At 53.5% G+C, this 15,792-nt stretch carries 15 protein-coding genes; 6 read left to right on the forward strand and 9 right to left on the reverse strand.

Annotated features, from left to right (window positions below; translation table 11 throughout):
- Positions 1-48: 48 nt before the first annotated feature.
- Together ahpF and ahpC are read right to left on the reverse strand one after the other, a co-directional pair.
- Positions 49-1,605, reverse strand: a complete 1,557-nt coding sequence (gene ahpF / locus A6R74_RS06190) for an alkyl hydroperoxide reductase subunit F (RefSeq protein ID WP_064233588.1) — start codon at positions 1,603-1,605, stop codon at positions 49-51.
- A 186-nt stretch (positions 1,606-1,791) separates the two neighbouring features.
- Positions 1,792-2,355: an alkyl hydroperoxide reductase subunit C gene (gene ahpC / locus A6R74_RS06195; protein WP_064233589.1), complete on the reverse strand. Its 564-nt coding sequence runs from the start codon at positions 2,353-2,355 to the stop codon at positions 1,792-1,794.
- A 401-nt stretch (positions 2,356-2,756) separates the two neighbouring features.
- Between ahpC and A6R74_RS06200 the strand changes: the two genes are divergently transcribed.
- The 4 genes from A6R74_RS06200 (at position 2,757) to A6R74_RS06215 (ending at position 6,955) form a co-directional block, all read left to right on the forward strand.
- The gene (locus tag A6R74_RS06200; RefSeq protein WP_064233590.1) at positions 2,757-3,860 is read left to right on the forward strand and encodes a polyamine ABC transporter substrate-binding protein; all 1,104 of its coding nucleotides are present in this window, start codon (positions 2,757-2,759) and stop codon (positions 3,858-3,860) included.
- 98 nt (positions 3,861-3,958) lie between these two features.
- Positions 3,959-5,140 carry an ABC transporter ATP-binding protein gene (locus A6R74_RS06205; protein ID WP_064233591.1) on the forward strand — a complete coding sequence of 394 codons (1,182 nt, stop codon included), beginning with the start codon at positions 3,959-3,961 and terminating at the stop codon, positions 5,138-5,140.
- A 79-nt stretch (positions 5,141-5,219) separates the two neighbouring features.
- A complete protein-coding gene (locus tag A6R74_RS06210; protein ID WP_064233592.1) occupies positions 5,220-6,128 on the forward strand; it encodes an ABC transporter permease subunit in 909 nt (302 codons plus the stop codon).
- Positions 6,128-6,955, forward strand: coding sequence for an ABC transporter permease subunit (locus A6R74_RS06215; protein ID WP_121499359.1), 828 nt, complete (start codon positions 6,128-6,130; stop codon positions 6,953-6,955). The genes A6R74_RS06210 and A6R74_RS06215 overlap by 1 nt, the downstream gene beginning before the upstream one ends.
- A gap of 35 nt (positions 6,956-6,990) precedes the next feature.
- Here A6R74_RS06215 and A6R74_RS06220 read toward each other — a convergent pair whose 3' ends face one another.
- Positions 6,991-7,200, reverse strand: coding sequence for a CPXCG motif-containing cysteine-rich protein (locus A6R74_RS06220; protein WP_064233594.1), 210 nt, complete (start codon positions 7,198-7,200; stop codon positions 6,991-6,993).
- Positions 7,201-7,346: 146 nt separating this feature from the next.
- On the opposite strand from A6R74_RS06220, the gene A6R74_RS06225 reads away from it, so the two are divergent.
- Entirely contained in the window at positions 7,347-7,775 is a 429-nt protein-coding gene (locus A6R74_RS06225; protein ID WP_064233595.1) for a DUF3617 domain-containing protein, read from the forward strand.
- Positions 7,776-7,982: 207 nt separating this feature from the next.
- Here A6R74_RS06225 and A6R74_RS06230 read toward each other — a convergent pair whose 3' ends face one another.
- Positions 7,983-11,129: an efflux RND transporter permease subunit gene (locus A6R74_RS06230; RefSeq protein WP_064233596.1), complete on the reverse strand. Its 3,147-nt coding sequence runs from the start codon at positions 11,127-11,129 to the stop codon at positions 7,983-7,985.
- On the reverse strand, positions 11,129-12,211 hold the full coding sequence (locus tag A6R74_RS06235; protein ID WP_064233597.1) for an efflux RND transporter periplasmic adaptor subunit: 1,083 nt from the start codon (positions 12,209-12,211) through the stop codon (positions 11,129-11,131). The genes A6R74_RS06230 and A6R74_RS06235 overlap by 1 nt, the downstream gene beginning before the upstream one ends.
- A gap of 135 nt (positions 12,212-12,346) precedes the next feature.
- Between A6R74_RS06235 and A6R74_RS06240 the strand changes: the two genes are divergently transcribed.
- Entirely contained in the window at positions 12,347-13,531 is a 1,185-nt protein-coding gene (locus A6R74_RS06240; protein WP_064233598.1) for an NAD(P)/FAD-dependent oxidoreductase, read from the forward strand.
- A 109-nt stretch (positions 13,532-13,640) separates the two neighbouring features.
- Here A6R74_RS06240 and A6R74_RS06245 read toward each other — a convergent pair whose 3' ends face one another.
- From A6R74_RS06245 to A6R74_RS06260, 4 genes are all read right to left on the reverse strand, one after another.
- On the reverse strand, positions 13,641-13,952 hold the full coding sequence (locus tag A6R74_RS06245) for a YqjK family protein (RefSeq protein ID WP_064233599.1): 312 nt from the start codon (positions 13,950-13,952) through the stop codon (positions 13,641-13,643).
- Positions 13,927-14,331: a phage holin family protein gene (locus A6R74_RS06250; protein ID WP_035583981.1), complete on the reverse strand. Its 405-nt coding sequence runs from the start codon at positions 14,329-14,331 to the stop codon at positions 13,927-13,929. The genes A6R74_RS06245 and A6R74_RS06250 overlap by 26 nt, the downstream gene beginning before the upstream one ends.
- A complete protein-coding gene (locus A6R74_RS06255) occupies positions 14,331-14,663 on the reverse strand; it encodes a DUF883 family protein (RefSeq protein ID WP_064233600.1) in 333 nt (110 codons plus the stop codon). The genes A6R74_RS06250 and A6R74_RS06255 overlap by 1 nt, the downstream gene beginning before the upstream one ends.
- An 89-nt stretch (positions 14,664-14,752) precedes the next feature.
- Positions 14,753-15,784 (reverse strand): phospholipase A, encoded by a 1,032-nt coding sequence (locus A6R74_RS06260; RefSeq protein WP_064233601.1) that lies wholly within the window; start codon positions 15,782-15,784, stop codon positions 14,753-14,755.
- Between the last annotated feature and the right edge of the window lie 8 nt (positions 15,785-15,792).

Below are 15,792 nucleotides of genomic sequence, written 5' to 3' on the forward strand. Positions count from 1 at the left end.
CAAGTTTATGGGGTCAGTTCAATTTCAGCGGGCTTCGTTTTGCCATGATCAATTACGAATTAAATAGTCGAAAGCACCCAACGATGCCTTGGCACCTTCGCCCATGGCGATGATGATCTGCTTATAGGGCACCGTCGTCACATCGCCTGCGGCGAATACCCCGGGCACGGACGTCATGCCGTGAGCATCAACGATGATCTCGCCGCGTGGCGTCATCTCAATGGGTGAACCTTTCAACCACTCGGTATTAGGCACCAGTCCAATCTGAACAAAGATACCTTCCAGCGCGATAGATTTGCTCTCATCAGACGTGCGGTCTTTATAGTTCAAACCATTGACCCGGCTGCCATCGCCCGTCACTTCAGTGGTTTGTGCGTTGAGAATAATATCGACGTTAGGCAGGCTCTTAAGCTTTTTTTGCAATACCGCGTCGGCGCGCATCTCGCCCATAAACTCTATCAGCGTGACATGGCCGACAATTCCCGCCAGATCAATCGCCGCTTCAACGCCGGAGTTACCGCCGCCAATTACCGCGACCCGCTTACCTTTAAACAGTGGGCCGTCACAGTGGGGGCAGTAGGCAACGCCTTTGTTGCGATACTGCTGTTCGCCGGGCACATTCATTTCGCGCCAGCGGGCACCCGTCGCCAGCACCAGGGTTTTGCTCTTAAGCGTCGCGCCGGACTCAAAAGTGACTTCGTGCAAACCACCTTCCGCCTCGGCAGCTTTAAAGGCGGTGGCAAGCTGCAAGTTCATGACATCGACTTCATACTCTTTTACGTGCTCTTCAAGCGCGCTAACCAGCTTGGGGCCTTCGGTATGGGAAACGGAGATAAAGTTTTCAATCCCCATGGTGTCCGCTACCTGGCCACCGAAGCGCTCAGCGGCAACGCCGGTATTAATACCTTTACGCGCTGAGTAAATCGCTGCTGCGGCGCCTGCCGGGCCGCCACCAATCACCAGCGTATCGAAAGCGGCTTTTTGGCTTAGCTTTTTGGCGTCGCGTTCGGCGGCGCCGGTATCCACCTTGGCCAGAATCTGCTCAAGGGTCATGCGGCCCTGATCGAACGGCTTACCGTTCAGATAGATGCTCGGTACCGACATGATTTCCCGCGACTCGACTTCATCCTGGAACAGTGCACCGTCGATTGCGACGTGGCGCACGTTCGGGTTGAAGATTGCCATCAGGTTTAGCGCTTGAACCACGTCCGGGCAGTTCTGGCATGACAGCGAGTAGTAAGTCTCGAACAGCATTTCGCCGTTAAGGTCTTTGATTTGGTCGAGTAACTCATCAGAGGTTTTGGGCGGATGGCCGCCGACTTGCAGCAGCGCCAACACCAGCGATGTGAACTCGTGACCCATGGGGATACCAGCAAACACCACGCCGGTCTCTTCACCGGGTCGGTTAATCGCAAACGATGGCTTGCGGGCGTCCTGGCCGTCGCTGTGTAGCGTAATCTTATCGCTTAGGCTGCTGATGTCCTCAAGCAGGCCGAGAAGTTCTTGTGACTTGGCACCGTCATCGAGGGAGGCAACAATCTCGAACGGCTGAGTCACTTTTTCCAGATACGCTTTTAACTGGGATTTTAAATTGGCGTCCAGCATGACAGTAGCTTCCTCGCAGGTAACAGACGTATTGAACACACGCGTGTGACGGTGCTAATCATTAATATTTTAAAAACGGTTTTGAAAACTGGTTTAAAACAGAACGCCCGGGCGAAACCCGGGCGTTGAACCTGCACGCGCTTGCGCTACGCACATAAAAGCAAGCGCGTGAAAGCCGTAGGCGGCTTAGATTTTGCCGACAAGATCCAGCGAAGGTGCCAGTGTTTCTTCGCCTTCTTTCCATTTGGCCGGGCATACTTCATTCGGGTTGGCACGCACGTATTGAGCGGCTTTCACTTTACGCAGCAGTTCTTCGGCATTACGGCCAATGTTGCCAGCGTTGATTTCAACAATCTGGATTTTGCCATCGGGGTCGACAACAAAGGTGCCGCGTTCAGCAAGACCTGCATCTTCAATCAACACTTCGAAATTGCGTGAAATACGCAGTGTCGGGTCAGCGATCATCGGGTACTGCAGTTTGCCGATAGTTTCAGAACTGTCGTGCCAAGCTTTGTGAGTAAAGTGGGTATCGGTTGAAACACTGTAGATTTCAACGCCAAGCTTCTTGAACTCAGCGTAGTGATCAGCTAGATCACCAAGCTCAGTCGGGCAAACGAAAGTAAAGTCGGCCGGGTAGAAGAAGAAAATAGACCACTGGCCCTGCAGATCCGCTTCAGTCACATCGACGAACTCGCCATTCAGGTAAGCGGTGGCTTTAAACGGTTTTACTTCAGTGTTGATCAAGGACATTGAGATAGTCTCCTGGTGTGATGGGTTTAGGGTTTATAAAGTATGGCTAATACTAACGGTTAGCGACTAATGTCTAAAATTAAAAAAAACCATCCAGCCAATAGTGTTGCCCTATTGGCGGGTAAAAGAACGTTGGTATCAAAGAACATCGTTTTACACGCTACTTAATGGGGCCGTTAGGGCAAAATACAAGAATTTTTCACATTGGCTTGCGGTAGCCGTCACTGCACCGCAAAATTCGCACGGTCAGCATTATGGCCTACGCTATTGTTAGCCGCTGATGGCAAGCTTTGAAGTGCATTGGGTAAGGCGTACTTGATAAGCAATACTTGGCAAATTATTTGGCTGAATTATTTAGTGAAATAGTTGGGACACCAGTCAGGACAACAGGAGCAGTGATAATGGGGAACATCCACAAACTTTCCGCGGCCGTTGCGGCTATCTCATTCGCCGCAGCGGCTAGCGCTGCCCACGCTGAAGAGGTGCGGGTGTTTAACTGGTCAGACTACATTGCACCGGAAACGCTGGAAAAGTTCACTGAGCGTACCGGCATTGAAGTGACCTATGACGTTTATGATAGCAATGAGATTTTGGATGCCGCACTGCTTGCAGGGCGCTCCGGTTATGATGTGGTAGTACCCTCTACCTACTATTTTACTCGCCAAGTGAAAGCCGGTGTTTTCCAGCCGCTTGACCATGAGTTATTGCCCAATTTAGCCAATCTCAACCCCGAACTGATGGCCAACCTGGAAACCATCGACGCCGGTAGCGAATACTCGGTTCCTTATATGTGGGGCACCAATGGTATTGGTTATAACGTTGAGCGTGTTAAAGAAATTTTGGGTGACGACGCGCCGGTAGATAGCTGGGCACTGCTGTTCGATCCGCAAATAACCGCCGCGTTGAGCGAAGCGGGCTGTGGCCTTTCGATGCTGGATTCCGCCGATGAGATGCTTTCGCCTGCCATGGCTTATCTAGGGCTAGATCCATTGAGTGAGAATATTGACGACATAGAAGCCGCGGGTGAACTGATTGCCAAGGTTCGCGACGACATGACTTATTTCCACTCTTCGCGCTATGTGTCCGATCTCGCTAACGGCAATATCTGCGTGGCAGCAGGCTATTCTGGCGATATTTTCCAAGCCGCCGAACGTGCTGAAGAAGCTGGCAGAGACTTCTCCATTGGTTACAGCATACCTAAAGAGGGCGCAGCGCTCTGGTTCGATATGATGGCTGTGCCCGCTGACGCACCAAATACTGACAACGCCCACGCCTTTATTAACTTTATTCTCGATCCTGAAATCGCCGCTGAAATTACCGAGTACGTGCGTTATGCCAACCCTAACGCAGCGGCCGATGAGTATCTTTCCGAAGAGATCCTCAATGACCCGGCTATCTACCCGGAAACCGAGGTCATGCAAAACCTATACGTCCAGGCCGAAAAGCCTCAAGATGTGCTGCGCGCCCGCACGCGTATATGGAATCGCGTTAAGTCGGGTCGTTAAACCGACCTTTATCTGACGGCGAGCCTGGGGTTGATACCCAGGCTCGTTGTTCGTCTTTTTAATGCCCGGCTTGCCGGGCCTTTTGATGGGAGTGGCGAATGGTCACTACGCCCCTGTCGAACGAGCCTTCATCTGCTTCACCCATCACGCCTTCTACGTCGCGGCCCCTGGGCAAAACCCCGCGGTTTGCTGAAGATGTGGTGCTGGAAGTTAAACGCTTAAGCAAGCGGTTTGATGATGCGCTGGCGGTGGATGATGTCAATTTGCAGGTTAAACGCGGGGAAATCTTCGCGCTACTGGGCGGTTCTGGGTCGGGTAAATCAACCCTATTGCGGATGCTGGCGGGCTTTGAAACCCCAACAGAAGGCCGCATTTTATTAGACGGTGAAAATATCACCGCGATGCCCCCGCACAAGCGGCCTATCAATATGATGTTCCAATCCTATGCGCTATTTCCGCATATGACCGTGGCGCAAAATATTGCCTTTGGCTTAAAGCAGGACAAGCTCCCCAAAGCGGATATCGACGCTCGTGTCGAGCAAATGCTCAAGCTGGTGCATATGCAGCGCTTTGCCAAGCGCAAGCCGCACCAGCTGTCTGGTGGCCAGCGCCAGCGGGTGGCACTGGCGCGATCACTCGCTAAGCGCCCCAAGTTGCTGCTGTTAGACGAGCCCATGGGCGCGCTGGATAAAAAGCTGCGCACGGAAATGCAGCTAGAGGTGGTGGAGATCATCGAGCAGGTCGGCGTTACCTGTATTATGGTCACCCACGATCAGGAAGAGGCCATGACCATGGCCGACCGAGTGGCGATTATGGCCGATGGCTGGATCGAACAGATAGGCTCGCCCATCGATATTTATGAAAGCCCGGTGAGCCGCATGGTGGCGGAATTTGTCGGCACGGTAAATCTGTTCGAAGGGGAGATTATCGAAGACGCCGCCGACCACTGTCGCATCACCGCTCCCGCGCTTGAACGCCCCATTTATATTGATCACGGTATTACTACTCAGGCGTCGAATCGTCGGGTTTGGGTCGCGCTGCGTCCTGAAAAGATCTGGCTGACCCGAGAAAAACCCACCACAGAGTATAACTGGGCGGAAGGCAAGGTGGATGATATTGCCTACTTAGGTGGTTTCTCGCTCTATTACGTGCGCACACCGTCGGGCCAGATCATTAAGGTCAGTATGGCCAATACCGAGCGTCGCGGTGATCGTCCCACTTGGGAAGACAGTGTCTATGTCTACTGGGAAGATCACAGCACGATTGTGCTCAATCGCTGATGGCCGAGTTTCTAAAGACTGAGTTTCTAAAGGCTGGGTTTTTAAAGACTGGTTACTTTCTAGGAGGAGACTGTCTTAAATGATGCCATCTCGTGTTTCAGCGTTGTTCAAGCGCTGGCAATTGGGGCGAAGGGCGGTGATAGCGTTTCCATTAGTGTGGTTAACGCTGTTTTTTTTGCTGCCCTTTGCACTGGTACTTAAAATCAGCCTCTCCGAGGCGGCGATTGCTATACCTCCTTATGGCCCGCTGCTTGAGTATGCCGACCAGACGCTGCATGTCTTTCTTAATTTAGGCAATTACCTTTTTCTACTCTCAGACTCGCTGTATATCGCTGCCTACTGGGGCTCGGTGAAGACGGCGTTTACCGCTACACTGGTCTGTTTGTTGTTGGGTTACCCGATGGCCTATGCCATGGCAAGAGCACCGGCGCGCTGGCAGTTGCTGCTACTGCTGCTGGTGATGTTGCCGTCGTGGACGTCTTTTCTTATTCGAGTCTACGCTTGGATGGGAATTCTCAGTAACAGCGGCTTAATCAATAACCTCTTGCTCGGGCTAGGCCTGATCAATTCGCCGCTGCGTATGATGAATACCCAGTTCGCGGTCACCATTGGCATTGTCTACGCCTACCTGCCGTTTATGGTGTTGCCGCTATACGCCCACCTGACCCGGATGGATAACTCGCTACTTGAGGCCGCTGCAGACCTTGGCTCGCGCAAGCTCAATACGTTTATTAAAGTCACTTTGCCGCTCTCAATGGGGGGCATCGTCGCAGGTTCAATGCTGGTTTTTATCCCGGCGGTAGGGGAGTTTGTGATTCCTGAGCTGCTGGGTGGCCCTGACACGCTAATGATCGGCAAAGTGCTATGGGAGGAGTTTTTCCTCAACCGCGACTGGCCGGTGGCATCAGCGCTGGCCATGGTGATGCTGCTGCTGTTATTGGTGCCGATTGTTTGGTTCCACCGTTACCAGTCCAGGGAGCTTGAATAATGAGCATGCGACGGCCGAACTTTTCGACGGTTATGCTGGTACTTGGCCTGCTGTTTCTTTACCTGCCTATGTTTGTGCTGGTGGTGTATTCGTTTAACGCCTCGAAACTGGTCACGGTGTGGGCGGGGTTTTCTACCCAGTGGTACGGTGAGCTGTTTCGTGATCAGCAGATATTGTCGGCGGTGTGGACGAGTCTGCGCATCGCCTTTTTTGCGGCCAGTATGGCGGTTTGCTTGGGTACCGTGGCCGCCTTTGTGATGACTCGCTACGGGCATTTCCGGGGCAAAACAGCTCTCTCTAGCATGGTGACAGCGCCGCTGGTCATGCCCGAAGTCATAACGGGTCTGTCGCTACTGCTGCTATTTGTGCAGATGGCGCAAATTACCGGCTGGCCAGCTGACCGGGGCATGGCAACCATTTGGATTGCCCACACTACCTTTTGCAGTGCCTATGTGGCGGTAGTGGTGGCCGCGCGCCTGCGTGAAGTGGATCGCTCCATAGAAGAAGCAGCCATGGATCTAGGCTCTCCGCCGCTTAAAACTTTCTTTTCGATAACCCTGCCGATCATCACGCCCGCGCTGGCTGCTGGCTGGCTGCTGGCGTTTACGCTCTCCCTTGACGATCTAGTGATTGCTAGCTTTGTCTCTGGCCCTGGGGCGAATACGCTGCCCATGGTAGTGTTCTCGTCGGTGCGGATGGGGGTGTCGCCGAAGATTAACGCGCTGGCTACGCTGATTATTTTGATCGTATCCCTGGCGACGTTGTTGGCGTGGTTTTTTATGCGTCGCAGCGAAACCAAGCGCAAGGCTGCCTTGCGAGACGTTTAACTCTAGACATTTAACTCAAGACGTTAAATTCAAGGCTAGAGAACGTCATCGTCCCGACCGGCAACGACGCTGTCGAGTTCGCCGGTGACGGGAGAGACAATAATTTGTAGTTGGATGGGCGCGCAGCACTGATGACAATCTTCCCAGGTGTCGTGACTACCTTGGGAAGTATCAATCAGGAAGGTTAATGGCGAATCGCAGTAAGGGCAGTAGAAGTCATAATTGACCAGAGCGTCGTCTTGCATGGTTGGCTTCCTTGTATAGCGGGTGCGCTGAATTAGCTGCTTATTCGTTCAGTGTAGCAGTGTGGTCGTTGGGTAGGGCATCGTGTGGTTGAATCAGGTAGGATAGCTAGGCTCTAAATTCCTAAAGCAACGCAGTGAGAGTAGCGATGATGTTACGTAACATGGCAGTAGCGGCCCTAGTGGCCTTTCCGATGGTCGCGTTGGCTGAAACCCCTAATGTGACCCCTGGCGAGTGGGAGTTTGTCAGTAAAACCAGCGTCACCGGTGAGATGGAAATTCCAGATCAAACGGAAACCGAGCGCCAGTGTATTAGTCAGGAAGAGCTTGATGATGCCGCATTCGGTTTCATCGAGGAAGAAGAAGGCTGTGAGCTGCTTGACCAAGACATGAAGGCGGATGGCCTAAGCTACAGCATGGTATGCCGCGCTGAAGGTGGCGAAGCGACTATCGATGGCGAAATGCGCTTTATGGGCGAGCGTATCGAAGGCAGCGTCGATATCCTTACCCAGTCGCCCATGGGTGAGCTAAGCATGAATACCGTGATTGAAGGCGAGTATCTTGGCGAGTGTGAGTAATCGCTGCTTGTTAGTTAACACCAGTTTTGTTGATAACTGCTCAGTTAAAAAATGGTTTAGCTAACAAATGGTTTAGCTAACAAATAGCATAGTTAACAGTTAACAGTTAACAGTTAACAGTTAACAGTTAACAGTTAACAGTTAACAGTTAGCCCGGTAGTTCATCAAAGGGGCGCTCCATTGGGGCGCCCCTTTGGTTTGCTGTCTTTAATTGTCGGATGTTCCCCCCGGTGCGTTAGCTATTTCCTCCTCTAACTGTCGCTTCACCGCTCCAGGTGAGCCGGTGTGGCGCGCTAGCAAGTCGTATGCCACAGGCACGACAAACAGCGTAAATAGCGTTGCCGAGCCTACCCCCGCCATAATCACGGTGCCGATGACCAGGCGCGACTCAGCCCCCGGGCCGGTCGAGACAATCAATGTAATGGCGCCGGCCATGGTCGTCACGGCGGTCATTAAAATGGGCCTTAACCGCGTCACGGAGGCTTCAATTAGCGCCGCTCGAAACGCTTTACCCTCGTCGCGCAATTGGTTGGCAAATTCGACGATAAGAATGCCGTTTTTAGCGGCTAGGCCAATTAGCAGTACCAGCCCCACTTGGCTGTAGATATTCAGTGATTGACCGCTAAGCAGTAGCGCCAGTAGAGCGCCGCTCATCGCTAGCGGCACCGTGAGCATAATCACAAAGGGGTGAATCAGGCTCTCAAACTGCGCGGCTAGCACTAAAAAGACCACCAGCGCGCCAAGTATCAGCAGAAAAGCGGTGGCGCCGCTGGCCTGCTGGAAATCTCGCGAGGCGCCTGCAACATTGGTTTGCGCTTCCTCCGGCAGGAGCTCCACGGCGCTCTGCTCTAAATACGTCAAGGCTTCGCCGAGGGGATAGCCATCCGCGAGATTGGCTTCAATGGTAATCGCCCTTATACGGTCAAAGCGGTTCAGGGTGCTGGCACCCGCAAAGTCGGAGAGGGTGACCAAGCTTGCCAGGGGAATCAGTTCACCTGTGCGTGCAGAGCGAACCTGTATGTTATCTAGCGTTCTCGGGCTGTTTTGGCTGGCGCGATCGCCTTCCAAAATTACGTCGTACTCTTCACCGTCATCCACGTAGCGAGTGACATTACGGCCACCCAGTAGGACTTCCAACGTTCTGCCGATCTCGGTCACGGTAACGCCTAGCGAAGCCGCTCGTTCGTAGTTTATATCGACCCGCAGCTGTGGCTGGGTTTCGTTATAGTTGCTTTCCAATGCCATTAGGCGTGGGTTATTTTCGCGCACATGATCAATCAAAATGTCGCGCCACTGGGCGATTTCTTCGTAACTGCCGCCGCCCAGGACAAACTGCACCGGCTTCTCTGTACGTTGACCAAACCCTTGGCGCATCACCGGGAAAGCCTGCACACCTGGCAGGGTGCTAAGACTTTGGCGTACCTCCGCCATAATCTCCCAAGCGCTACGTCGGCTGCCCCAGTCGGCCATATTGACGATAATAAAGCCGCTATTAAAATTCTCGATGTTGCCGTAGCCACGTGGGGCGCGAACGACCACGCGCTCCAACTCGCCGCTCTCTATTAGTGGGTTCATGCGCGCTTCGATTTCATCCATATAATCCATCATGTAGTCGAAGGTGGCGCCTTCTGGGCCGTTGACGAGCACGATGAAGTTACCGCGATCCTCTTGGGGGGTGTATTCGTTGGGTAGCACAGTGGCGAGCCAAGCGGTAGCCGCAATCAGCAATGCAAACGTGGTCACCACTAGCCAGCGCATTTTGAGCATCCACTCTAACACTGCCTGATAACGGCGCTGGGTGCCGCTGAGAAGCCACTGCACCGCTTTGCCAATACGGCTGTCGTGCATGCCCGGCTTAAGGATTTTTGACGCCATCATCGGCGTAAGCGTCAGCGCTAGCAGGGTAGAGACCACTACCGCGGCGGCCATGGTCAGCGCGAACTCGGAAAATAGCCGACCAATATCGCCTTGCAACATACTGAGTGGCACGAAGACCGCCACCAACACCAGGGTGGTGGCGATGACGGCAAAGGCGATCTGTCGAGTACCGCGAAAGGCGGCGACTAGGGGTGTTTCGCCGTAGTCGTGCATACGCCGGTTAATGTTTTCAAGCACCACGATGGCATCATCGACAATCAGGCCGATCGCCAGCACCAGTGCTAGCAGCGTCAGTAGGTTGATCGAGAAATTCATCGCCGCCAGAGCGGTAAAGGCGCCGATAACGGCAATCGGAACGGTCACCGCAGGTACCAGGGTGGTGCGCAAATTGCCTAGAAACATAAAGATCACCAGCACGACCAGCCCCATGGCGATGAACAGCGTCATAACGACCTGCTCAATGGCACCGGAGACGAATAGTGAGGCGTCGTAGTTCAGGCTCAATGACATGCCTTCTGGCAGCGTGCCCTGCAGGCGTTCAAGCTCCCCCTGCACCGCTTCGGAAAGTTCTATCACATTGGCCGTGGACTGCATGATCATCCCCAGCCCAACCATGGGTATGCCGTTGGAGCGGAATACCGAGCGGTCCTCTACCGCGCCCACTTCGACCCTGGCCACATCAGCAAGGCGCACCAGATAGCCATTTTCGCCCTGATTGGGGGAGGCGTTGCGGGGAGAATTGAGGGCGAGGCGCTGAAAATCTTCGGCACTGGCAAAACTGCGCGGGAGGCGCACAATAAACTGACGATCTTCAGATTCAATCGAACCAGCAGGCAGTTCAACGTTCTCGGCCCGTAGCGCATCTTCAATATCGCTGACGGTGAGCCCGCGTGCGGCTAAGGCGTTCCGGTCTAGCCACACGCGCATAGCGTAGTCGCTGCCGCCGCCGACACGCACCCTTGCCACCCCAGGCTGGACGGAGAGGCTGTCGACCAGAAAACGGTTGGCGTAGTCGGTCAGCTCGGTGATCGAGTAGTCTTCGCCAGAAAGGCTGAGCCACACGACGATCTCTTCGCTGCTATCGGCTTTGGTGACCTCGGGGTTATCGGCGTCGTCGGGCAGGTTGCGCAGCGCGCCGGATATGCGGTCGCGAATATCGTTGGCGGCGGCATTAATATCCATATCAATGCTAAATTCGATTTCAATCTGAGAGCGGCCATCCTCGCTTTCCGAGGTAATCAACTCAATGCCTTCAACGCCTGCAATACGGTCTTCTAACACTTGGGTAATGCGGGTTTCGACGACACTTGCCGAGGCGCCGGGGTAGCGGGTATCGATGGTGACCACTGGAGGGTCGATGGTGGGGTACTCTTGCAGCGGCAGGCGATTGAGCGCTAGCAGGCCAAAGGCAATAATCAGGGCTGCGATCACCATCGCGAGGACGGGGCGCTGAACAGAGATATCCGATAAGCGCATTAGCGGTCGGCCTCCAGCAGCGCACGTATGCCGGTCTCGTCATCGGCAATCCCGATTAACCTCGCCTCTTGCCCATCGCGAGCAAGCTGTAGGCCGTGAAAGACAATTAAATCATCCTGGGCTAACCCTTCAAGAATTTCCACCTCGCCATTACGCCGCTCGCCAATCTTGACCTCATGTTGGGCTAGGCGCGTAGTGCCAGCTTGTTGCTCAATCAACATAACGAAATGCCGATCACCGCTAGGCTCAATGGCCGCTTCAGGGATAACAATGGTGTCGCGTACGCGCTGCTGAACGATCACCTCCATCAGCATTCCAGGGCGCAAAAGCCCATCGGCGTTATCGAGCTCCGCACGAACGCTTACGCTACGTGTTAGCGGATCTACCCGCGTGCCGATGGTAGCAATTTCACCGCTAAACAGGTCGTCAGGGTAGGCGGCAGTGGTGGCATTGAGCATTAAACCTGGCGAGAGACGGCCCAGAAATACTTCGGGTACGCTGAAATCGAGTTGCATAACATCCAACTTATCGAGCGTCACCAAGTCCATCCCTGGAGTGACCAGAGCACCGATACTGATATTACGAAAACCAACGCGGCCGCTGAAAGGCGCTTTTATGCGGTAATTGGATAGCTCAGCTTCAATTGCCTGAATATCGGCGTCCGCCTGGCGCAGCCGTGATCGACTGTCTTCTACGTCGGCTCGTGCCGCAAGGTTGCGCTCTTGCAGCTGAGAAGCGCGATTTGACGCATTGAGCCGCTCTTCGCGTAGCGCTTGGGATGCCCTTAGCTGCGCCTGCTCTTCTGCGTCTTCTAAGCGAATAAGCAGACGTCCCTCTTCGACCTGCTCCCCATCGCGGAAATTGATCTCGGCAACAATATCCGTGACGGTAGCAGATAACGTAACACTCTCATCAGCACTAAGCGTTCCCAAAGCTTCCAGTGGATCCGACCACGTGGTCATGACCACCCGCGTGCCGATGACCGACGGCGCCGTTTGGGCGATTGTCACATTGGATAGCAGCAGGGTGAGCGGCACAAGCGCGAGTCGCAGTAGACATCGTCGATGAATAGGCAAAAGCATAGTGTTCTCAACGTTAGATATTATTTATACAATTATTGTATAGGATGATTTTGTCATATAGTAATTTTTAAGCCTGACCCTGTTAGAATGCCTGATTTTTACAGCGGGAGTCGCCCTCAACATGAGCTGTCCATTATGATCTATGACGTCGTCATCATCGGTGCTGGCGCCGCGGGCTTAATGTGCGCGGCGCAAGCGGGCTATACCGGCAAGCGGGTGTTAGTGCTTGATCATGCTAACAAAGCGGGCAAGAAGATTTTGATGTCAGGGGGCGGTCGATGCAACTTTACCCATCTTGGCACGACGCCACAGCATTTTTACTCGTCAAACCCTCACTTTTGTATATCGGCGCTCAAACGCTACCGGCCTGAGCACTTTGTCGAGCTGGTTGAGCGTCATGGTGTTGAACATGTCGAGAAAACACCGGGGCAGCTATTTTGTGCAACCTCGGCCAAAGAGATCGTCCGCACGTTGCTTACTGAATGCGAGTGGGCAGGGGCTGAAATAAAACTCAGCACACAGATTACTCGCCTGGAGCAGCAGGGCAGTGCCATGCGGCTAACCACCTCGATCGGTAACATTGATGCGGGGGTGGTGGTGGTGGCGAGTGGTGGGCTTTCTATTCCGAGTATGGGCGCGACGGGATTTGGCTACGCCATAGCACGTCAATTTGGCCTTGAGGTATTCGATACCCGCCCAGGATTGGTTCCCTTTACCTTGAGCGATACGTGGAAGGCGCGCGCAGCAGAGCTTTCAGGCGTCAGCCTGCCCGTGGCCGTAAGCGCTGGCAGTCGCCGCTTTGTGGATCCGATGCTGTTTACCCATCGCGGCTTATCAGGCCCTGCGATGCTGCAGATATCCAGCGTTTGGCAGCCTGGAGAGGCGATTAGCATAGATCTGCTGCCCGGTGAGAAGGTGGCGGAATCGCTGCGCGAAGCGCGCCAAGAAACCCCCAAACGCCAATTATCTACCTGGCTTGGCGAACGCTTCCCCAAACGATTGGCGCAGGCGCTGCTGGAGTGGTACCCCGACAGTGACCCGGCTAGACCACTGGCCCAATATGCCAACGCAGCGCTGGATGAGTGGGCGGGAAGGCTTAACGCTTGGCAACTGAAACCAGCGGGCACCGAAGGCTGGCGAACCGCAGAGGTGACCATGGGTGGGGTCAATACCGAAGCGCTATCGTCCAAGACTTTTGAAGTTAAAGGCCTGCCGCAACTACGTTTTATCGGAGAGGTATTGGATGTGACAGGTGAGCTAGGCGGGTATAACTTCCAGTGGGCGTGGGCGAGTGGGGTCGCCTGCGGGCAGTCCTGTTAGGCTAGGATGTACATTTCACATACATCCTAGCCTCGTACAAAAAACAGTGCAAAAAAGCCCAGTGCAAAAAAACTCAGTGCAAAAAAGCTTTAACCTAATTAGCTACAATCTAAGTAGCCACTTTGGCTAATAACTTAAGCTTTTTAAATAGCATATAGCCCGCAAGCGCTTTTCTACCTGCTGCCATGGCGCCACTTGGGTGGCGTGCTAGCTTATAAGCAGCAAAGCCGCCGACGGCGTAGAGCGGCAATTTGAAGCTTTGCCAGCTTTGGTCTAGCGGCGAGGCTGCCTGCTGCAAATATTCGCTATCCACCAAAATATCTACACGCTGCTGCTCTAATTCTGCTAGCAGCAGCGCTTTTCGCTCAGCGCGACTCAAAGGTTTTGCTGGCGGTTTAGCGGTGTCTGCGGATGGTTTCATCACTTGGCTCCTCAAGCAGTGCTCGATCAGCGGCAAGCTGTTTGAGTGTTTCTTTTAAAAGCGAGTGACGCTTTGACTGGCGAATCGCGATAACCGCGAGTAGCAAACTGGCGCCTATCAACACACCAGCACTGATTGCAATGGCGGTTAAGCGATAGGTATCCCAGAAGAGAACCACTACCAATGCCGTCAGCGTGGCAATACCTAACAAGAGCAGCAGTAAACTTGCTCCTGCTAGAAGCAGTAGAACCAGTAAGCGAGCACGCTCTTCTTCTAACTCAAACACCGCCAAACGCAGGCGGGTTTCGCTATTAGCAATCAGCGATTTCAGTAGGCGTTTGGCGGCAGAGAAGACGCGTTGGGTTGGACCCAAAGCCATTAGCGACGACCGAGCAGCATACCCACAACCATACCAGCTGCGGCACCGATGCCAATGCTCGTCCAGGGGTTTTCATGCACGTAGCGATCGCACGCATCGGCTTGGTTGGTCAACGTATCGCGGGTTTCGTCATAAATACGCTCACCGCGAGCTTCAAGACGTGCACGAGTGTCTTTCAGGCGGCGCTCGGCACGTGAACGTAGATCGTTCATCTCTCCGCTGGCGTCTTTAGCGGTCGCATTGACCAGCTCTTCAACGGTTTCACTCAAGTGACGCAGATCATCTTTGAGTTGATCGGCTTGAGTAGAGTAAGTGGGTTGACGTTTAGCCATGGAGTCTTCCTTTGACGAGTGAATGATAGGCTGTGGCCTGATACACGTATAAGCATAGCAGCCACTGATTAACAGACAAGCGAATGCGCCTATCGGTTCAGCCCTGTAGCACTAAATAAGGGATTTAAACTAAACCCAAGGCTTAAGCGGTGCACGCGATGATCATAATCGATCATGCTTTCACCATATCCGTAGTAGTACTGGACATGCGCCCGCAAGCTGTTGAAAGCTGGCCAGCTGTAATCAATCTGGGTGCCTATATTGCCTGCACTGGGGTTGCCGCGTAATTGACCACTTACCTCATGATTATTATTGAGGCGTTTGGCAAGGCGAATATCGCCGTATCCCATGTAGCGTTCGATATCTGGGTTGTCGTCATTTCCTGTGGATTCTGGTATGCGCCAATGCGGTGCCAGGGTAAATGCCCAGTCCCCGCGTTGAAAAATACTTTCAAGATAAACCCGGTTCCAGCTACGTGAGAGAGGATCTGAGCGTCCATTAGACTGGTGATTAAGGGATATTCGATTGCGAGTATTCACCCAGCCGAGCGCCTCCCAGGCATTATCAAAGTCAATAAATACTTCAGGCTCGTAGTTGGTTTCCCGAAAGGGGGACGAGGCGTCGGTGTTATAAGCCTGCCACCAACTGCGCTGGGTGTAGCCAAAGTAGACATCACCATAGTTACCGAATACCTGCTCCGCGAGATTAACTTTGGCGCTGAACTGGAATTTCAACTCGACGCTATCTGCAGGGGTGCCGTTAGCCACAGTGCGAAAGCTTTCACGGTTTTTGTTGGCATTATAACTAACTGGAAACAGGTAGTTGGTGCGGTGGGTTGTGATTGAGAACGGGTTTCGGCTTGATTCCTGTTCAAGCTCACGGCGCTCGCTTAAATCTTCCCGTGCAACTTCTTCCGGCAACTGTTCAAGCGGTAAGCCCTGCGCGGCATCTTCGGGGCTCTCAATCTGCTGTAACTGTTGATGCAGATCATACAGCTCGGCGTTGAGGGCACGGATACGTGCCTCAATCTCTTGTTGAGACTCGGCGATGGCACTCGCACTAAAAGTAGCAAGACTCAGCAGGACAAGAAGTTTCGTCAACGGCAGTTTTCGGGGGACCATCAAGGTGA

It is taken from the genome of Halomonas sp. ALS9, from assembly GCF_001651035.1.
GTDB lineage: Bacteria > Pseudomonadota > Gammaproteobacteria > Pseudomonadales > Halomonadaceae > Vreelandella.

What these genes read in the sequence shown, in the direction of transcription:
- A6R74_RS06220 (WP_064233594.1), bottom strand. Translation starts at nt 7,200, where the DNA reads ATGCAAGACGACGCTCTGGTCAATTATGACTTCTACTGCCCTTACTGC.
- ahpF (WP_064233588.1), bottom strand. Translation starts at nt 1,605, where the DNA reads ATGCTGGACGCCAATTTAAAATCCCAGTTAAAAGCGTATCTGGAAAAA.
- A6R74_RS06200 (WP_064233590.1), top strand. Translation starts at nt 2,757, where the DNA reads ATGGGGAACATCCACAAACTTTCCGCGGCCGTTGCGGCTATCTCATTC.
- A6R74_RS06225 (WP_064233595.1), top strand. Translation starts at nt 7,347, where the DNA reads ATGATGTTACGTAACATGGCAGTAGCGGCCCTAGTGGCCTTTCCGATG.
- A6R74_RS06215 (WP_121499359.1), top strand. Translation starts at nt 6,128, where the DNA reads ATGAGCATGCGACGGCCGAACTTTTCGACGGTTATGCTGGTACTTGGC.
- ahpC (WP_064233589.1), bottom strand. Translation starts at nt 2,355, where the DNA reads ATGTCCTTGATCAACACTGAAGTAAAACCGTTTAAAGCCACCGCTTAC.
- A6R74_RS06210 (WP_064233592.1), top strand. Translation starts at nt 5,220, where the DNA reads ATGATGCCATCTCGTGTTTCAGCGTTGTTCAAGCGCTGGCAATTGGGG.
- A6R74_RS06205 (WP_064233591.1), top strand. Translation starts at nt 3,959, where the DNA reads ATGGTCACTACGCCCCTGTCGAACGAGCCTTCATCTGCTTCACCCATC.
- A6R74_RS06255 (WP_064233600.1), bottom strand. Translation starts at nt 14,663, where the DNA reads ATGGCTAAACGTCAACCCACTTACTCTACTCAAGCCGATCAACTCAAA.
- A6R74_RS06260 (WP_064233601.1), bottom strand. Translation starts at nt 15,784, where the DNA reads ATGGTCCCCCGAAAACTGCCGTTGACGAAACTTCTTGTCCTGCTGAGT.
- A6R74_RS06240 (WP_064233598.1), top strand. Translation starts at nt 12,347, where the DNA reads ATGATCTATGACGTCGTCATCATCGGTGCTGGCGCCGCGGGCTTAATG.
- A6R74_RS06250 (WP_035583981.1), bottom strand. Translation starts at nt 14,331, where the DNA reads ATGGCTTTGGGTCCAACCCAACGCGTCTTCTCTGCCGCCAAACGCCTA.
- A6R74_RS06235 (WP_064233597.1), bottom strand. Translation starts at nt 12,211, where the DNA reads ATGCTTTTGCCTATTCATCGACGATGTCTACTGCGACTCGCGCTTGTG.
- A6R74_RS06245 (WP_064233599.1), bottom strand. Translation starts at nt 13,952, where the DNA reads ATGAAACCATCCGCAGACACCGCTAAACCGCCAGCAAAACCTTTGAGT.
- A6R74_RS06230 (WP_064233596.1), bottom strand. Translation starts at nt 11,129, where the DNA reads ATGCGCTTATCGGATATCTCTGTTCAGCGCCCCGTCCTCGCGATGGTG.